We start from the raw sequence: 16,617 nt of genomic DNA, 5'->3' as shown, positions 1-16,617 counted from the left end.
GTCACCTGTCTTTTGTCTTCATGAGTCCCTGATTATGAGCTCACATCGTCCCGGTTTTGGCTGCAGCTGGCTGCCCTATGTTTTGGTGCTGCCGCAGTTGCTGATAACCGCAATATTTTTCCTGTGGCCCGCCGGCGAGGCGCTGTGGTATTCGGTGCAGAGCCTCGATCCCTTTGGCCTGTCCAGCCAGTTCGTCGGGTTGGATAACTTTAGCCAACTGTTCCAGGACCCGTACTATCTCGATTCTTTTTACACCACGCTGATTTTCAGCTTCCTGGTGGCGGGTATCGGGCTGGTGGTGTCGCTGTTCTTCGCCGCGTTGGTGGATTACGTGCTGCGCGGCAGCCGGATTTACCAGACGCTGATGATCTTGCCCTACGCCGTGGCCCCCGCCGTGGCGGCGGTATTGTGGATCTTCTTGTTTAACCCCGGCCTGGGGCTGATCACCCATTTCCTTGGCGGACTGGGTTACAACTGGAACCATGCGCAGCACAGCGGGCAGGCGATGTTCCTGGTGGTGCTGGCTTCGGTGTGGCAGCAAATCAGCTATAACTTCCTGTTTTTCCTGGCGGCCCTGCAATCGATCCCGCGTTCGCTGGTGGAAGCGGCGGCTATCGACGGCGCCGGCCCGGTGCGGCGTTTCTTCAACCTGGTGTTGCCGTTGATCACCCCGGTGAGCTTCTTCCTGCTGGTGGTTAACCTGGTGTACGCCTTCTTCGATACTTTCCCGGTGATTGATGCCGCCACCGGCGGTGGCCCGGTACAGTCCACCACCACGCTGATCTACAAGATCTACCGCGAAGGCTTTGCCGGCCTGGATCTGTCCAGCTCAGCGGCGCAGTCGGTGATCCTGATGCTGTTGGTGATTGGCCTGACGGTGATCCAGTTCCGCTTTGTCGAACGTAAGGTGCGCTACCAATGATTGAGAACCGACGCGGGCTGGATATCTTCAGCCACGTAATGCTGATTATCGGCGTGCTGGTGGTGCTGTTCCCGCTGTACGTGGCTTTTGTCGCCGCTACGCTGGACGATAAGCAGGTGTTTCAGGTGCCGATGACCCTGATACCGGGCGGCCATCTGTGGGAAAACATCCGCAATATCTGGCAGGGCGGCGTGGGTAACCTCAAGGTGCCGTTCTCGCTGTTGCTGCTGAACAGCGTGATCATGGCGCTGGCGATTACCTTCGGCAAAATCCTGGTGTCGGTGCTGTCGGCCTATGCCATCGTGTATTTCCGTTTCCCGCTGCGCAGCCTGTTTTTCTGGCTGATTTTCCTTACCCTGATGCTGCCGGTGGAAGTGCGTATTTTCCCGACGGTGGAGGTGATCTCCACCCTGAACCTGCTGGACAGCTACACCGGCCTGACGCTGCCGCTGATGGCCTCGGCGACCGCGACCTTCCTGCTGCGCCAGTTCTTCATGACGCTGCCGGATGAGCTGCTGGAAGCGGCGCGCATCGATGGTGCCGGGCCGATGCGCTTTTTCTGGGACATCGTGCTGCCGCTGTCGAAAACCAATCTCGCGGCGCTGTTTGTCATCACCTTTATCTACGGCTGGAACCAGTACCTGTGGCCGATCCTGATCACCAGCGACGCCTCGATGGGGACCGCGGTGGCGGGCATCAAGAGCATGATCTCCACCTCCGGCGCGCCGACCCAGTGGAATCAGGTAATGGCGGCGATGATTCTGACCTTAATTCCACCGCTGACGGTGGTTCTTCTGATGCAGCGCTGGTTTGTGCGCGGTCTCGTCGACAGCGAGAAGTAACGAGAGAAATGTTCACATGGCAGGTTTAAAACTACAGGCAGTCACCAAATCCTACGACGGTAAAACGCCGGTGATTAAGCAAATCGATCTCGACGTGGCGGACGGCGAGTTTATCGTGATGGTCGGCCCTTCAGGCTGCGGCAAATCGACGCTGCTGCGCATGGTCGCCGGGCTGGAACGCACCACCAGCGGCGATATTTATATCGACAGCCAGCGCGTGACCGATATGGAACCGAAAGATCGCGGCATCGCGATGGTGTTTCAGAACTACGCACTGTATCCGCACATGAGCGTGTACGACAACATGGCCTACGGCCTGAAAATTCGCGGCTTCGGTAAACAGCACATCCAGCAGCGGGTGGAAGAAGCCGCGCGCATTCTGGAGCTGGAGCCGCTGTTGCAGCGCAAGCCGCGCGAGCTTTCCGGCGGGCAACGCCAGCGGGTGGCGATGGGGCGCGCCATTGTGCGTGAACCGGCGGTATTCCTGTTCGATGAACCTTTGTCCAACCTGGATGCCAAGCTGCGCGTGCAGATGCGCCTGGAATTGCAGCAGCTGCATCGCCGGCTGAAAACCACCAGCCTGTACGTGACGCACGATCAGGTTGAGGCGATGACGCTGGCGCAGCGGGTGATTGTGATGAACAAGGGCGTAGCGGAACAGATTGGCACCCCGAGCGAGGTTTACCAGCGCCCGGCGTCGCTGTTCGTCGCCAGCTTTATCGGCTCTCCGGCGATGAACTTGCTGCCCGGCACCTTGAGCGCCGACGGCAGCCAACTGTTGCTGGCCGACGGGATGAGGCTGAATTTACCTCAGGCCAAAACACAGTGGGGCGGCCGCCCGTTGACGCTCGGCATCCGTCCGGAGCATATTCAACTGACCACCCTCGAGCAAGGCGGCGTGCCGCTGGAGCTGCAAACGCTGGAGCTGCTGGGCGCAGATAATCTGGCGCACGGGCAATGGGGCGGTCACGGCGTGATTGCGCGGTTGTCGCATGAAACTATGCCGACGGCGGGCAGCACGCTATATTTGCAACTGCCTGCACAGGCGCTGCACTTTTTTGATTCAAACAGCGGATTACGGATGGAACAATGACCACAGCCTGGCCTTATCCTCATATCGTCGCCCACCGCGGCGGCGGTTCCCTGGCACCGGAAAATACCCTGGCGGCGATCGACGTCGGCGCGCGACACGGCCACAAAATGATTGAGTTCGACGTCAAGCTGGCGCAGGACGGGCAGATCTTCTTGTTGCATGACGATACCCTCGATCGCACCAGCGACGGTTGGGGCGTGGCGGGCGAGTTGCCCTGGGACAAGCTGGTGCAGTTGGATGCCGGCAACTGGTACAACTCCGCCTACAAGGGCGAGCGTCTGCCGTTGTTGTTGGAGGTCGCAGAGCGCTGTCAGCAGCACGGCATGATGGCGAATATCGAAATCAAACCCACCACCGGCACCGACGATGAAACCGGCCGCGTGGTGGCGCTGGCGGCACGGCTGCTGTGGCAAGGCCAGACCGAACCGCTGCTTTCTTCGTTCTCGGTTGAGGCGCTTGAGGCGGCGCAGCGTACGGTACCGGACCTGCCGCGCGGCCTGTTGCTGGACGAATGGGATGACAACTGGCGGGCGCTGACAGAACGGCTGGGTTGCGTGTCGCTGCATATCAACCACAAAGAGCTGACCGCAGAACGGGTCGCGGCGCTGAAGGCGGCCGGCCTGCGCATTCTGGTGTATACCGTTAACCAGCCGGCGCGCGCGCGTCTGTTGTTGAACTGGGGCGTTGACTGTATTTGTACCGACCGGATAGATTTAATCGGCCCGGATTTTCCCAACGAATAAACCTCTGTTGCTACGGGCGCAGTCTGCTGCGCCCGTGAATTCGCCGGCGCCTGTTGATTCTTGCGACGTCAGCCCCTTGCCGCCGCGCTAACGGAAGGGATGTGATGTCTGTCTTTATTGTTTCTCTGTGGCACCAGATAGCGCTGTCTTTGCCGCTATTTGTTCTGATCGTGCTGGGGTATGGCCTTATCCGCTGGGGTAAGTGGCCGGCCACCATCACCGACGGTCTGACCCGCTTCGTCTTCTCCCTGGCGCTGCCCGCCATGTTATTTCGCATGATGTGCGATTTCTCGCAACGCCCGGCGGTGGATGCCCGCTTGCTGATCGCTTTTTTCGGCAGTTGCCTGATCGTGTTCGTGATGGGCCGCATCACCGCGCGCCGGGTGTTTAAACTGGATGGGGTGTCCGGTTCGGTGTTCGCGCTGGGGGGGATTTTCTCCAATAACGTGATGCTGGGCCTGCCGATCGCCAGCGTGATGTTGGGTGAGGCGGCGATCCCTTCGGTTGCCCTGGTGCTGGTATTCAATGGGCTGATCCTCTGGACGTTGGTAACCATCTCGATCGAATGGGCGCGCAACGGCTCGCCCACCCTGCACGGCTTTATCAAAACCGCGCGCAGCGTGCTCACCAATCCCCTGATCATCGGCATTCTCTCCGGCACGCTGTTCAGCCTGACCGGGTTGCCGTTGCCGACGTTTGTCGAGCAGCCGGTCAGCATGCTCGGGCAGGTGGCGGCGCCGCTGTCGCTGGTGGTGCTGGGAATGGGGTTGGCGGAATATCGTATCAGCGAGGGGTGGCAACTGAGCAGCGCCATTTGTTTCTTCAAGCTGATCGTCCAGCCGCTGATCATCTGGCTACTGGCCTGGATGCTGGACCTGCCGCCAATGGAAACCCGTGTGGTGGTGCTGCTGGGTTCCATGGCGGTCGGGGTCAATGTTTACCTGATGTCACGCCAGTTCAACGTGCTTACCAGCCCGGCCGCCACCAGTCTGGTGATGTCCACCGCGCTGGCGGCGGTCACTACGCCGCTGATCCTCACCATTATGGGCGTGCGGGTGTAATCGGCATTTGCGTTTGCGGCACCGTCGGTGACGTGCGGTTAAACGGATTGCGCGGTTGGTTGCCGTTTGGCAGCAATTGCCCGCCGTTTGGCGCAGTGCGCAGCAACGTTTGCTGATTGTCGTCGAATTGCCGCTGTTGTTGCCGGCGGCGCTGATCCAGCTGCTGGTTATTCAGCATGCGTTGTTGCTGCATCTGCTGATTGCGCTGGTTTAGGAACTGCTGTTGCGAGCTGAGCTCGGTTACGCCATTGGCCGCCGTTGCCAGCCCGGACAGCAACAGCAGGCCGTACAGGATGCGATAACTTTTCATGATATTTATCCTCGCTTTTATTTAAGCCTAACCCACCGGCGAAAAATTGCCGAAAAGTTTATATTTTGCACAGATGTAAACCGCCTTTTCATCACGCAGCATTTAGCCTTCCGCTACAATCGCCTTTTCTGATTGTTTAGGGTGAACCCGACGTGCTGCTTCTGGTGATTACTACCGTCTTATGGGCGTTCTCTTTCAGCCTGATTGGCGAATATCTGGCGGGCCAGGTCGACAGCTGGTTCTCGGTGCTGATGCGTATCGGGCTGGCGGCATTGGTGTTCCTGCCTTTCCTGCGTTGGCGCAATATCAAACTGAAAGTGATCCTGATGTACATGCTGGTGGGCGCCTGCCAGTTGGGCATCATGTATCTGTTCAGCTTCCGTGCCTACATGTACCTGACGGTACCGGAATTCCTGCTGTTTACCGTGCTTACGCCGTTGTACGTCACGCTTATCTACGATTTGCTCAGCGGCCGACGTCTGCGCTGGGGTTATGTATTCAGCGCGTTGCTGGCGGTACTGGGCGCGGCGATCATCCGTTACCATCACTTGAGCGAGCATTTCTGGTGGGGGTTATTGCTGGTGCAGGCGGCGAACATCAGCTTCGCCATCGGCATGGTCGGTTACAAGCGCCTGATGGAAGTGCACCCACTGCCGCAACATACGGCGTTTTCCTGGTTCTACCTCGGCGCGTTGGTGGTCGCGGTAGTCGCCTGGTGCCTGTGGGGCAATCCGCAGAAACTGCCGACCACCAACCTGCAATGGGGCGTGCTGATCTGGCTGGGCGTGGTGGCTTCCGGGCTGGGCTATTTCATGTGGAACTACGGTGCAACGCAGGTGGATGCCGGAACGCTCGGCATCATGAACAACATGCACGTGCCGGCCGGTTTGCTGGTCAACCTGGCCATCTGGCAACAGCAGCCGCATTGGCCGAGTTTTATTATCGGCGGGGCGGTGATTGTCGCTTCGCTGTGGGTGCATCGCCGCTGGGTGGCGCCAAAGCCGGCTAATTGAGACCACGGGCTACCCAAGCGCAGGCAGCCCGCAGGATTAGGCTTGTGAAGACAGCGGTTTGATGCTGGCGGCGAGGGTGCCCGGGCGTGCGGCATCGCGTACGAACGGCAGGTGATTGCAGGCGTGTTGACGCGCCGAGCGGATAAAGGCTTCGGTCACCGCCTGGCGCTGCTCGCCGTCGCGTACCGCGGCATACAGGCGGCTCCACAGGCCATCGCCCAGGGTTTTTGTCACCACCAGCCCCTGGCGTTCGAAACTTTCGACGACCCAATGCGGCAGCGCCGCAATCCCCATCCGCGCCGACACCATCTGGATCAGCAGCAAGGTGTTATCGACGTTTTTCAGCGCCGGGCTGACGCCGGCCGGTTGCAGGAAATGACGCCATATATCCAGACGCTGGCGCTGCACCGGATAAATCATCAGCGTCTCATCGCTCAAATCCTCCGGCTCAATATGCAGTTTGCCGGCCAGTGGGTGATCCGGCGCCAGCACCAGACGTACCTCGAAATCAAACATCGGCGAATAGTGCAGGCCGCTGCGCGGCAGGATGTCCGAGGTCAGCACCAGATCCAACTCCCCCTGCTGCAACGCCGGTTGCGGATCAAAAGTGACGCCGGACTTAAAGTCCATCACCACCTGCGGGAAGCTCTGGCGGAAGTTGTCCAACGCGGGCGTCAGCCACTGAATGCAGCTGTGGCATTCGATGGCGATGCGCAGCGTGGCCTGATGCGGTTCGTGGCACTCCTGCAACGCCTGCTGGATTTGCGGCAGTACCTGTTCCGCCAGCTGTAACAGGATTTCTCCCTGCACGGTAAAGCGCAGCGGTTGGCTTTTTCGAACGAACAGTTTGAAGCCCAGACGCTGCTCCAGATCGCTGAACTGATGCGACAGGGCCGATTGCGTCTGATGGAGTTGGGCCGCGGCCGCCGCCAGAGAGCCGGTGTTGCGCAGAGCCTGCAGCGTCCGTAAATGTTTCAGTTCGATCATGAGAGTCCTTCACAGTGACAGTGAATAAATTGCGCTTGTGGTTAATACAGTACCTGCGGATTATGGATGTGTAAACATCTGGACGGCTAAATGGGGAATATGACGATGGCAATTCTAAATCACACACTGGGTTTTCCACGCGTTGGGCTGCGACGTGAACTGAAAAAAGCTCAGGAAAGTTACTGGGCAGGTAACTCAACGCAGGAAGAACTGCTGGCGGTTGGCCGCGAGCTGCGCGCTCGCCATTGGCAACAGCAACAGCAGGCCGGGGTGGATTTGGTGCCGGTCGGCGATTTCGCCTGGTACGATCATGTATTGACCACCAGCTTGCTGCTGGGCAACGTGCCGGCACGTCATCAAAATGCGGATGGCTCAATCGATCTGGACCAGCTGTTCCGTCTGGGTCGTGGCCGCGCACCGACCGGTGAACCGGCGGCGGCGGCGGAAATGACCAAGTGGTTTAACACCAACTACCACTACATGGTGCCTGAATTCCAGAAGGGCCAGCAGTTCAAACTGGGTTGGACTCAATTACTGGATGAAGTTGACGAAGCGCTGGCGCTGGGCCACAACATCAAGCCTGTGCTGCTGGGGCCTGTCACTTACCTGTGGCTGGGCAAAGTGAAGGGCGAGCAGTTTGATCGGCTGTCTTTGCTGAAGGACATTCTGCCGGTGTACCGGCAGGTTCTGGCCGAACTGGCGAAGCGCGGCGTAGAGTGGGTGCAGATCGACGAACCTGCGCTGGTGCTGGAGCTGCCGCAGGCATGGCTCGACGCTTTCAAACCGGCTTACGACGCGTTGCAGGGCCAGGTAAAACTGCTGTTGACCACCTATTTCGACAGCGTTGGCCACAACCTCGACACTATCCGCGCATTGCCGGTACAGGGTCTGCATGTCGATCTGGTGGCCGGCCACGACGATATCGCCGTATTGAACAAGGCATTGCCAAAAGAGTGGCTGCTGTCGCTGGGCGTCATCAATGGTCGTAACGTCTGGCGTGCCGACCTGAGCCGTTGGTTCGACCGCCTGCAACCGCTGGTTAACAGCCGTCCGCTGTGGATTGGCACCTCTTGTTCCCTGCTGCACAGCCCCATCGATCTGAGTGTGGAAACCCGCCTGGATGAAGAAGTGAAGAGCTGGTTCGCCTTCGCTCTGCAAAAATGCGCCGAAGTGGCTTTGCTAAGCGCAGCGCTGAACGCACCGGATGCAGAAAAGCGGGCAGAACTGGACGCATACAGCGCGCCGATCCGCGCTCGTCGTCAATCCAGCCGCGTACATAATGCGCAGGTAGGCCAACGTCTGGCCGCCATTACCGCACAAGACAGCGAGCGCCAGAGCCCTTACGCTCAGCGCGCTCAGGCGCAGCGCGATCGCTTCAATCTGCCGGCCTGGCCGACTACCACTATCGGCTCATTCCCGCAGACCACCGAAATCCGCGGCCTGCGCCTGGACTTCAAACAGGGGCGTCTGGACGGCAACAATTACCGCACCAGCATTAGCGAGCACATCAAACAGGCGATCGTTGAACAAGAACGCCTGGGCCTGGACGTGCTGGTGCACGGCGAAGCCGAGCGTAATGACATGGTGGAATACTTCGGCGAGAACCTCGACGGCTTTGTCTTCACCCAAAATGGCTGGGTACAGAGCTACGGTTCCCGCTGCGTAAAACCGCCGGTCATCATTGGCGACATCAGCCGTCCTGAAGCCATTACCGTTGAGTGGGCGAAATATGCGCAGTCGCTGACCGACAAACCGGTAAAAGGCATGCTGACCGGCCCGGTGACCATTCTTTGCTGGTCGTTCCCGCGTGAGGACGTAACCCGCGAAGCGATCGCCAGGCAGATCGCCCTGGCGCTGCGCGACGAAGTGGAAGATCTGGAAAAAGCCGGCATCGGCATCATCCAGATTGACGAACCGGCACTGCGCGAAGGGTTGCCGCTGCGTCAATCCGACTGGGCCGCTTACCTGGACTGGGCAGTGGATGCTTTCAAACTGAACGCCGCCGTAGCGCAGGATGACACGCAGATCCACACCCACATGTGTTACTGCGAATTCAACGACATCATGGATTCCATCGCGGCGCTGGATGCCGATGTGATCACCATCGAAACCTCGCGTTCCGATATGGATCTGCTGGAAGCCTTCAAAGAGTTCGAGTATCCAAACGAAATTGGACCCGGCGTGTACGACATCCACTCGCCAAACGTGCCAAGCGTGGAATGGATCGAAGCGCTGCTGCGTAAAGCTGCGCAGAACATCCCGGCGGAACGCCTGTGGGTTAACCCGGATTGCGGCCTGAAAACCCGTGGCTGGCCGGAAACCCGTCAGTCGTTGGCCAACATGGTGTTGGCGGCACAGCGTCTGCGCGAGCAGCAAGCCTGACCGGAGTGCGCTCGGCCATCGAGGCTGACGCAATTATTTTGGGGCGCTTCGGCGCCCTTTTCGTTGCTCAACTGCAATCGTTCATTTTTTGCCCTGCCGCAGATTTTTCCCTTGGTCGATTGGTTATCATCTGGAGTTATCTTTTCCGGGTTGGAGGATCATCGCCGATGAAACATCCGCTGCTGACGGTGTTGGCGCCATTACTGGATGACGCGCAGGGGATCAGGCAGGTTTATTTTGCCGATAACCGGCACCCCGCGCCGGACCTTTCCTCTTTGGTCAATTATCCGCGTATTGAGCTGGTGCTGGCCGGAGAGCAAAGCGTGGCCTGGGTGGGGCATCAGGGGGAACGCCAGCGGCAGTTGTTGCTGCCCGGCGATGCGTTGTTTGTCCCTGCGCAGGGATGGCACTGCCCGCACTGGCAGCGGCCGGTCACCACGCTCAGCCTGCGGTTCAACAAGCAGCAACTTGGCTACTGTTTGTTGAAATGGGATGGCCGCGATCCTATCCCTCAGGGGAAGGACAGCGTGGCGCGACGAGGATCGCGCGTGGGATCTTTTACGCTGCAGGCCTTGAGTGAACTGGCGGCGCATCACAACGATCAGTCAACGGCGCGCTTTCTGGTGAAGGGCCTGCTGAGCCATGCGATCGATCTGTTTGGCTCGTCGGCGCCGGCGGCATCACGCAGCCAGACGTTGTTTGTGACGGTGAGAGGCTATCTGGAGACGCATTTCCGTGAGCCTTTAACCCGCGAGTCGGTTGCGCAGCTTTTTGGTATTTCCCCCAATTACCTTTCGCATTTGTTCCAAAAGTCTGGCTGCATGGGGTTTAACGAGTCCCTGAATCATGTCCGGCTGGAACAGGCCAGACATCTGCTCAGGTACGACAATATGAAGGTAAAGGACGTAGCGCAGGCCTGCGGCTTTGTTGACAGCAATTATTTCTGCCGCCTGTTTCGCAAGCATAACCGATGTTCGCCTTCGGTGTACCGCAGCCGGCAGCGCAGTGAACCGCCGGTAGGCGAATAGAGCGGGCGCAGTAGGCAGCGCGCCCGCGGGAGAATTATTTGACGCCGGCCACGCCGTGCTGGGCGAACCATGTCAGCATGCGTTGCCAGCCGTCCGTCGCCGCTTCGGCATCATAGCTTGGGCGATAATCGGCATTGAAGGCATGACCCGCCTCTGGGTACACCACGATCTCGGCATTGGCGTTAGCTGCACGAATCGCCTGGCGCATGGTCTCCACCGTTTCCAGCGGGATGCCGGTGTCCTGGCCGCCGTATAATCCCAACACCGGCGCAGACAGCTGCGTTGCGACGTCGACCGGGTGTTTGGGGGAATTCAGCGTTTTTTCGCCCACTAACTTGCCGTACCAGGCCACCGCTGCCTTCAACTGCGGGTTATGTGCCGCATACAGCCAGGTAATACGGCCGCCCCAGCAGAAACCGGTAATCGCCAGTTTGCCGGCGTCGCCGCCGTGACGGGTGGCCCAATGGGCTGCGTGGTCGAGATCGGCCAGCACCTGACGGTCCGGCACCTTGTTCACCAGTTTCTGGAACAATTCGCCAATGTCGGTGTAATCCCTGGCATCCCCCTGGCGGAAGTACAGCTCGGGCGCTATCGCCAGGTAGCCCTGTTTCGCCAGACGGCGGCACAGATCCTGAATATGCTCGTGAACGCCAAAAATCTCTTGTACCACCAACACCACCGGGAAGGGGCCGTCGTGGTTCGCCGGCTTGGCGATATAGGCCGGCAGGTTGTCGCCCTGCGAGGGAATGGTGGTTTCCCCGGCATGAATACCTTGTTCGTCGGTATGAAGAGTAGAAGCGGCCAAGGGTATTACGGCCGGGGCGAATCCCCCCTGAGCCTGTTTTAATGTCATCACATGGTCGGTTTTCATTGCGGTCTCCGTGCAATAGAAAAAAGCGCTGAGAATAACTATAGGTAAGATTACCCGTTATTGGCACCCGGTTGAGCATTTTCGGTCAAGTCGGTAAAAAACGATTAATTATCTGGCTTTAGCGCATTTTTCTTATCTTTTTATCAGGGTATTGCGCATTTTGGCCTGCATTAGCGCCATAAGGTGCGTTAGCGACATTTTTTGCTGCTAAGTCGCCGATAAAATAAGGCTATTTTTCGGTAGTGCCGTAAGTGGCCTCATCGCGGGACAGGGGGCTTGCCGCCAGGGAGAAGGGGATAAACGGCGGTCTGTTTTGTCGGCTAGACTTGTGGCAGATGCGGCGGTTATGGAGGCTCTCGGGTTATTTTATGTGACTTAAATCACAAAAATTATGTAGATTGCTCTCTGTTTCTTTATTCATGGTGATTGTCGTCACGAAATTGGGTGGCGATTTTCAGTAGAGTACTTTTTTGTTCCTCCCAATAAACATGATCTATGAGGAGTCTCGTATGTCTCAATCTGACGTTTTTCATCTCGGCCTCACTAAAAACGATTTACAAGGGGCCCAGCTTGCCATCGTTCCGGGCGACCCGCAGCGCGTAGAGAAAATTGCCAAGCTGATGGAAAACCCGGTGCACCTGGCTTCCCATCGTGAATTTACTACCTGGCGTGCAGAGCTGGACGGCAAGGCCGTGATCGTCTGCTCCACCGGCATCGGCGGCCCGTCTACCTCGATCGCCGTCGAAGAACTGGCGCAACTGGGGATCCGTACCTTCCTGCGTATCGGCACCACCGGGGCGATTCAGTCGAACATCAACGTCGGCGACGTACTGGTCACTACCGCGGCGGTTCGTCTCGACGGCGCCAGCCTGCACTTCGCGCCGATGGAATTCCCGGCAGTGGCCGACTTCGCCTGCACCACCGCATTGGTAGCGGCTGCCAAGGCCAGCGGCGCTACCACGCACATTGGCGTGACCGCGTCTTCTGACACCTTCTATCCTGGCCAGGAACGTTACGATACCTATTCCGGCCGCGTCGTCAGCCGCTTTAAGGGCTCGATGGAAGAATGGCAGGCGATGGGCGTGATGAACTATGAAATGGAATCCGCCACTCTGCTGACCATGTGCGCCAGCCAGGGTCTGCGTGCCGGTATGGTTGCCGGCGTGATCGTCAATCGCACCCAGCAGGAAATTCCAAATGCAGAAACCATGAAAAACACCGAAAGCAAAGCGGTACAGATTGTGGTTGAAGCGGCACGCCGCCTGCTGTAAATGCTCCCCCCCTTCAACGGGCCGCCAACGCGGCCCGTTTTTCCATTCCGCCTTAATCTGTTACGGTTATAGCCATCGGCGTCGCGCCGAGGGCCGCAGGGTGATGCCCGAGCGGCGGCTGCCTGCGGCGCCCAGTTACATGATAACAACGAGGACGTTTATGACCGCCCAGATCCTGCTTCATCCTTCACTTGCGCCGCTTGATGGCGGCATCAACTTTCGCGATTTTGGTGGCAACGGCGTTGCCGACGGACGCCGTATCAAGCGGGGCCTGCTGTTTCGTTCCGGCTCGCTCGAAAGGCTGACGGAAAAGGACTGCGAGTTTTTGGCCGGCGTGCCGGTGCGCTCGGTGCTGGACTACCGCGATGCCGACGAGGTGCAGGCCAAACCGGATATCCTGTGGCGCGGCGCCGATTATCACCATGTGCCGGCCAACCCGCTGAGCAACGAAGTTAATGCCAACCTGGAAAAACTCACCAGCGAAACGCTGGCCGGCTTTGACGCCCGGGCGTTCATGCTGGAGCTGTATCGCCGCCTGCCGTTCGGCAATGCGGCCTATAAGCAGCTGGCGCAGCTGCTGAGCAACCCCGGCGACGGCGCTATCGTGCAGCACTGCGCGGTGGGTAAGGACCGCACCGGGGTCGGCTCGGCGCTGGTGCTGTTCGCGCTGGGTGCCGACGAAGCAACGGTAACCGAGGATTACCTGCTGACTGAAACCACCCTGGCCGGCTTCCGCGAGCAGATGTTGGATCAGCTGTCGATTCGGCTGAACGCCAAGGCGCTGGAGCAGTTTGCCTACGTGCTCAGCGCGCGCGAAGAGTTTTTGATGACCGCCCTGAGCTGCATCCGCGCTCAATACGGCACGACCAACCGCTGGCTGGAGGCGGAGTACGGCCTGGGGGAGGCCCAGCGCGAAACGCTGCAGGCGTTTTACCTGGAGTAAACCGCCGCATGTTTAGCCGGGGTTTAACCCGCGCCGGTCAGCATTGCGTAACTTTGGCGGTGAAACATCGCGAATCAGGAGCCCGTATTGAGCCTCAACGACATTATCAACTGGGTCGGCGACGTCGTGCGACAGCACGAAGGCTGGGCCATTCCCATCATCTTCTTCCTGGCGTTTGGCGAGTCGCTGGCGTTTTTATCGCTGCTGCTGCCGGCCACGGTGATCCTGCTGGCGTTGGGCGCGTTGATTGGCGAGAGCGGCATCGCTTTTTGGCCAATCTGGGCCGCCGCCGCCATAGGGGCATTTTTCGGCGACTGGCTTTCTTATTGGATCGGTTACCACTATCAAGACCGCGTGGCGCACATGTGGCCGCTATCGCGTAATCCGCAGTTGCTGAACCGCGGCCATGCGTTTTTTGAACGCTGGGGCGTGTTGGGTATTTTTATCGGCCGCTTCTTCGGCCCGCTACGCGCGGTGGTGCCGTTGGTCGGCGGTATCTGCGGCATGCCCCAACGCTACTTCCAGCTGGCGAATATCACTTCAGCGATGATCTGGGCGTTCGGCATTCTTGCGCCGGGGGCGTTTGGCATCAAGTGGTTAAGCCAGTGGTTTGGTTAGTTTTTGCCTGACTTGCGCGGCGTTTCGCAATATTGCGTTGCCGGTGCAAAATCAGACTGGACATCCATACAGCATCCCCTTAACGTGACGGGCAACGGGCGCATAAACGCAGGAACGGCAAGGCGTAACAGGAGGCAGGGTGGATACCAGTTTGGTTTACGGTGTGGGCGGAGTCGTGGTTGGCATACTGCTGGGGTGGTTGATCGCCAGCCTGCGCGTGCAGCAGGCCCATGCGCAGCATGAAACCGAGCTGCGGCTGCTGGAGCAGTCGTTGCAGCAGGCACGGCAGGAAACGGCGGCCCGGCAGGAAGTTCTACAGAGAAATGAACAGCAAATGCGGCAAACCGATTTGGAACTGCGTAATTTGCACAGCCAATTGGCGGCCGGGCATGAAAAATTGCAGCAGCTCAATCACTGGCGCAACGAATGTGAACTGCTCAATCAGGAGCTGCGCGCCCAGCGCGAGGTCAACAGCGCTCAGGAAGCCGAACTGCGTGAAGTGACCATCCGTCTGGAAGAGACCCGTATGGCGGCGGAAGAGAAGCAGCGTTTGCTGATCAACAGCGAACAACGGCTCACCACCCAGTTTGAAAACCTGGCCAACCGCATCTTCGAACACAGCGGGCGCAAGGTGAACGAACAGAATCAGCAAAGCCTGGATCGGCTGCTGCTGCCGCTGCGCGAGCAACTGGACGGTTTTCGCCGTCAGGTGCAGGACAGCTTTGGCCAGGAGGCCCGCGAGCGCCATACCCTGACTCATGAAATACGTAGCCTGCAGCAACTCAACGCACAGATGGCGCGCGAGGCGATTAACCTTACCAAAGCGCTGAAAGGTGATAATAAAACCCAGGGCAACTGGGGAGAGGTGGTGCTCAGCCGGGTGCTGGAAGCCTCGGGTTTGCGCGAGGGGCACGAGTATGAAACTCAGGTTAATGTGCGGCTGGATCATCAGAGCCGTATGCAGCCTGACGTTATTGTGCGTCTGCCGCAGGGCAAGGATGTCGTGATCGATGCGAAAATGTCGCTGGTCGCCTACGAGCGCTATTTCAACAGTGAAGATGAAGAGGAACGCGAGGCGGCGCTGAGCGAGCATATCGCCTCGCTGCGCGGCCACATTCGCTTGCTGGGGCGCAAAGATTATCAACAGTTGCCCGGCCTGCGTTCACTGGACTATGTATTGATGTTTATTCCGGTGGAGCCGGCTTTCCTGCTGGCCATCGACCGGGAGCCGGAATTGATAAGCGAAGCGCTTAAACACAATATTATGCTGGTCAGCCCGACTACGTTGTTGGTTGCGTTGCGCACCATCACCAACCTGTGGCGTTATGAGCACCAGAGCCAGAATGCACAGCGTATTGCCGACCGGGCGGCGCGGCTGTACGACAAGATGCGGTTGTTTGTCGACGACATGTCGGCGTTGGGGCAGAGCCTGGACAAGGCCCAGGGGAGTTATCGCCAGGCGATGAACAAACTGAGCGAAGGCCGTGGTAATCTTATCGGCCAAACCGAAGGGTTCCGCGCGCTGGGGGTTGAGGTGAAACGACCGATCAATCCGTTGCTGGCACAGCAAGCCGGCGCGCAGCATGATGAAGAAGATGAGGCAGCGGATGACGATGACGTCAACGCGTTGCCGCAGGCGGAAGACGACGATTCCGCCGAAGAACCACGCTCCGCTTCGCAGGCATGACAGCCGCCTTGAGGTGGGGTATTCCGTGGGGTTCTGGTACACTTGACCACACAAAATTGACTGAATAGCAGGCAGGACAATGGCAGATCAATCGCAGGAAACCACAGATTTCGGTTTTCGCACCGTAGCTAGAGACGAAAAACAGGCCATGGTGGCAGACGTTTTTCATTCGGTAGCGGCAAAATATGACGTGATGAACGACCTGATGTCGTTTGGCATCCACCGTATCTGGAAGCGGTTTACCATTGACTGCAGCGGCGTGCGCCGTGGGCAGCGCGTTCTGGATCTGGCCGGCGGCACCGGCGATCTGGCCGCCAAGTTCTCCCGCATGGTCGGTGAGCAAGGGCAGGTAGTGCTGGCGGATATTAACGACTCCATGCTGAAGATGGGGCGCGAGAAACTGCGCGATCGCGGCATTATCGGCAACATCAGCTATGTGCAGGCTAATGCCGAAGCGCTGCCGTTCCCGGATAACTATTTTGACTGCATCACCATTTCCTTCGGCCTGCGCAACGTCACCGACAAAGACAAAGCGCTGCGTTCGATGTTCCGCGTGCTGAAGCCAGGCGGCCGCCTGTTGGTGCTGGAGTTCTCCAAACCGCTGCTGGCCCCGCTGAGCAAAGCCTATGATGCCTATTCGTTCCATGTGCTGCCGAAAATCGGCGAGCTGGTGGTGAAGGATCCGGAAAGCTACCGTTATCTGGCCGAGTCAATCCGCATGCACCCCGATCAGGAAACGCTGAAGGGCATGATGGGAGCCGCCGGTTTTGACAACGTGACCTATTTCAATCTGACCGGCGGTATCGTGGCCCTGCATCGTGGCTTCAAGTTCTGATATGGACATGC

General features: G+C 58.7%; 16 protein-coding genes. 13 read left to right on the top strand and 3 right to left on the bottom strand.

What is annotated here, in order from left to right; all coding sequences use genetic code 11:
• Positions 1-34 precede the first annotated feature (34 nt).
• The 5 genes from ugpA (at position 35) to JK621_RS15350 (ending at position 4,661) form a co-directional block, all read left to right on the top strand.
• Entirely contained in the window at positions 35-922 is an 888-nt protein-coding gene (gene ugpA / locus JK621_RS15370; RefSeq protein ID WP_212556724.1) for a sn-glycerol-3-phosphate ABC transporter permease UgpA, read from the top strand.
• Positions 919-1,764: a sn-glycerol-3-phosphate ABC transporter permease UgpE gene (gene ugpE / locus JK621_RS15365; RefSeq protein ID WP_065505718.1), complete on the top strand. Its 846-nt coding sequence runs from the start codon at positions 919-921 to the stop codon at positions 1,762-1,764. The genes ugpA and ugpE overlap by 4 nt, the downstream gene beginning before the upstream one ends.
• 16 nt (positions 1,765-1,780) lie before the next feature.
• The gene (locus JK621_RS15360) at positions 1,781-2,857 is read left to right on the top strand and encodes a sn-glycerol-3-phosphate import ATP-binding protein UgpC (protein WP_212556723.1); all 1,077 of its coding nucleotides are present in this window, start codon (positions 1,781-1,783) and stop codon (positions 2,855-2,857) included.
• A complete protein-coding gene (gene ugpQ, locus JK621_RS15355) occupies positions 2,854-3,600 on the top strand; it encodes a glycerophosphodiester phosphodiesterase (protein WP_212556722.1) in 747 nt (248 codons plus the stop codon). Before JK621_RS15360 ends, ugpQ begins: the two co-directional genes overlap by 4 nt.
• Before the next feature lie 104 nt (positions 3,601-3,704).
• Positions 3,705-4,661: an AEC family transporter gene (locus JK621_RS15350; RefSeq protein ID WP_212556721.1), complete on the top strand. Its 957-nt coding sequence runs from the start codon at positions 3,705-3,707 to the stop codon at positions 4,659-4,661.
• On the opposite strand, the gene JK621_RS15345 is transcribed toward JK621_RS15350, so the two are convergent.
• Positions 4,642-4,971 (bottom strand): hypothetical protein, encoded by a 330-nt coding sequence (locus tag JK621_RS15345; RefSeq protein ID WP_212556720.1) that lies wholly within the window; start codon positions 4,969-4,971, stop codon positions 4,642-4,644. The genes JK621_RS15350 and JK621_RS15345 overlap by 20 nt on opposite strands.
• A gap of 152 nt (positions 4,972-5,123) precedes the next feature.
• Here JK621_RS15345 and JK621_RS15340 point away from each other — a divergent pair, with 152 nt between their 5' ends.
• Positions 5,124-5,984: a carboxylate/amino acid/amine transporter gene (locus JK621_RS15340; RefSeq protein WP_212556719.1), complete on the top strand. Its 861-nt coding sequence runs from the start codon at positions 5,124-5,126 to the stop codon at positions 5,982-5,984.
• Between the two features lie 36 nt (positions 5,985-6,020).
• On the opposite strand, the gene metR is transcribed toward JK621_RS15340, so the two are convergent.
• The gene (metR, locus tag JK621_RS15335) at positions 6,021-6,971 is read right to left on the bottom strand and encodes an HTH-type transcriptional regulator MetR (RefSeq protein WP_212556718.1); all 951 of its coding nucleotides are present in this window, start codon (positions 6,969-6,971) and stop codon (positions 6,021-6,023) included.
• A 105-nt stretch (positions 6,972-7,076) separates the two neighbouring features.
• On the opposite strand from metR, the gene metE reads away from it, so the two are divergent.
• On the top strand, positions 7,077-9,353 hold the full coding sequence (metE, locus tag JK621_RS15330) for a 5-methyltetrahydropteroyltriglutamate--homocysteine S-methyltransferase (protein WP_212556717.1): 2,277 nt from the start codon (positions 7,077-7,079) through the stop codon (positions 9,351-9,353).
• Positions 9,354-9,520: 167 nt separating this feature from the next.
• Positions 9,521-10,381, top strand: a complete 861-nt coding sequence (locus JK621_RS15325; RefSeq protein ID WP_212556716.1) for an AraC family transcriptional regulator — start codon at positions 9,521-9,523, stop codon at positions 10,379-10,381.
• A 34-nt stretch (positions 10,382-10,415) separates the two neighbouring features.
• On the opposite strand, the gene JK621_RS15320 is transcribed toward JK621_RS15325, so the two are convergent.
• A complete protein-coding gene (locus tag JK621_RS15320) occupies positions 10,416-11,252 on the bottom strand; it encodes a dienelactone hydrolase family protein (RefSeq protein WP_212556715.1) in 837 nt (278 codons plus the stop codon).
• A gap of 509 nt (positions 11,253-11,761) precedes the next feature.
• Here JK621_RS15320 and udp point away from each other — a divergent pair.
• The 5 genes from udp (at position 11,762) to ubiE (ending at position 16,606) form a co-directional block, all read left to right on the top strand.
• Positions 11,762-12,523: a uridine phosphorylase gene (gene udp, locus JK621_RS15315; protein ID WP_126527372.1), complete on the top strand. Its 762-nt coding sequence runs from the start codon at positions 11,762-11,764 to the stop codon at positions 12,521-12,523.
• A 160-nt stretch (positions 12,524-12,683) separates the two neighbouring features.
• Positions 12,684-13,466, top strand: coding sequence for a tyrosine-protein phosphatase (locus JK621_RS15310; protein ID WP_212556714.1), 783 nt, complete (start codon positions 12,684-12,686; stop codon positions 13,464-13,466).
• 87 nt (positions 13,467-13,553) lie between these two features.
• Complete coding sequence (locus tag JK621_RS15305; protein ID WP_212556713.1) at positions 13,554-14,084, top strand: DedA family protein; 531 nt, start codon at positions 13,554-13,556, stop codon at positions 14,082-14,084.
• Between the two features lie 139 nt (positions 14,085-14,223).
• The gene (rmuC, locus tag JK621_RS15300; protein WP_212556712.1) at positions 14,224-15,771 is read left to right on the top strand and encodes a DNA recombination protein RmuC; all 1,548 of its coding nucleotides are present in this window, start codon (positions 14,224-14,226) and stop codon (positions 15,769-15,771) included.
• Between the two features lie 79 nt (positions 15,772-15,850).
• Positions 15,851-16,606 carry a bifunctional demethylmenaquinone methyltransferase/2-methoxy-6-polyprenyl-1,4-benzoquinol methylase UbiE gene (gene ubiE / locus JK621_RS15295; protein WP_004951027.1) on the top strand — a complete coding sequence of 252 codons (756 nt, stop codon included), beginning with the start codon at positions 15,851-15,853 and terminating at the stop codon, positions 16,604-16,606.
• Positions 16,607-16,617: the final 11 nt, after the last annotated feature.

The sequence above is a fragment of the Serratia plymuthica genome (assembly GCF_018336935.1).
GTDB classification, from domain to species: domain Bacteria; phylum Pseudomonadota; class Gammaproteobacteria; order Enterobacterales; family Enterobacteriaceae; genus Serratia; species Serratia plymuthica_B.
This window is presented reverse-complemented; position numbering and strand designations above follow the sequence as displayed.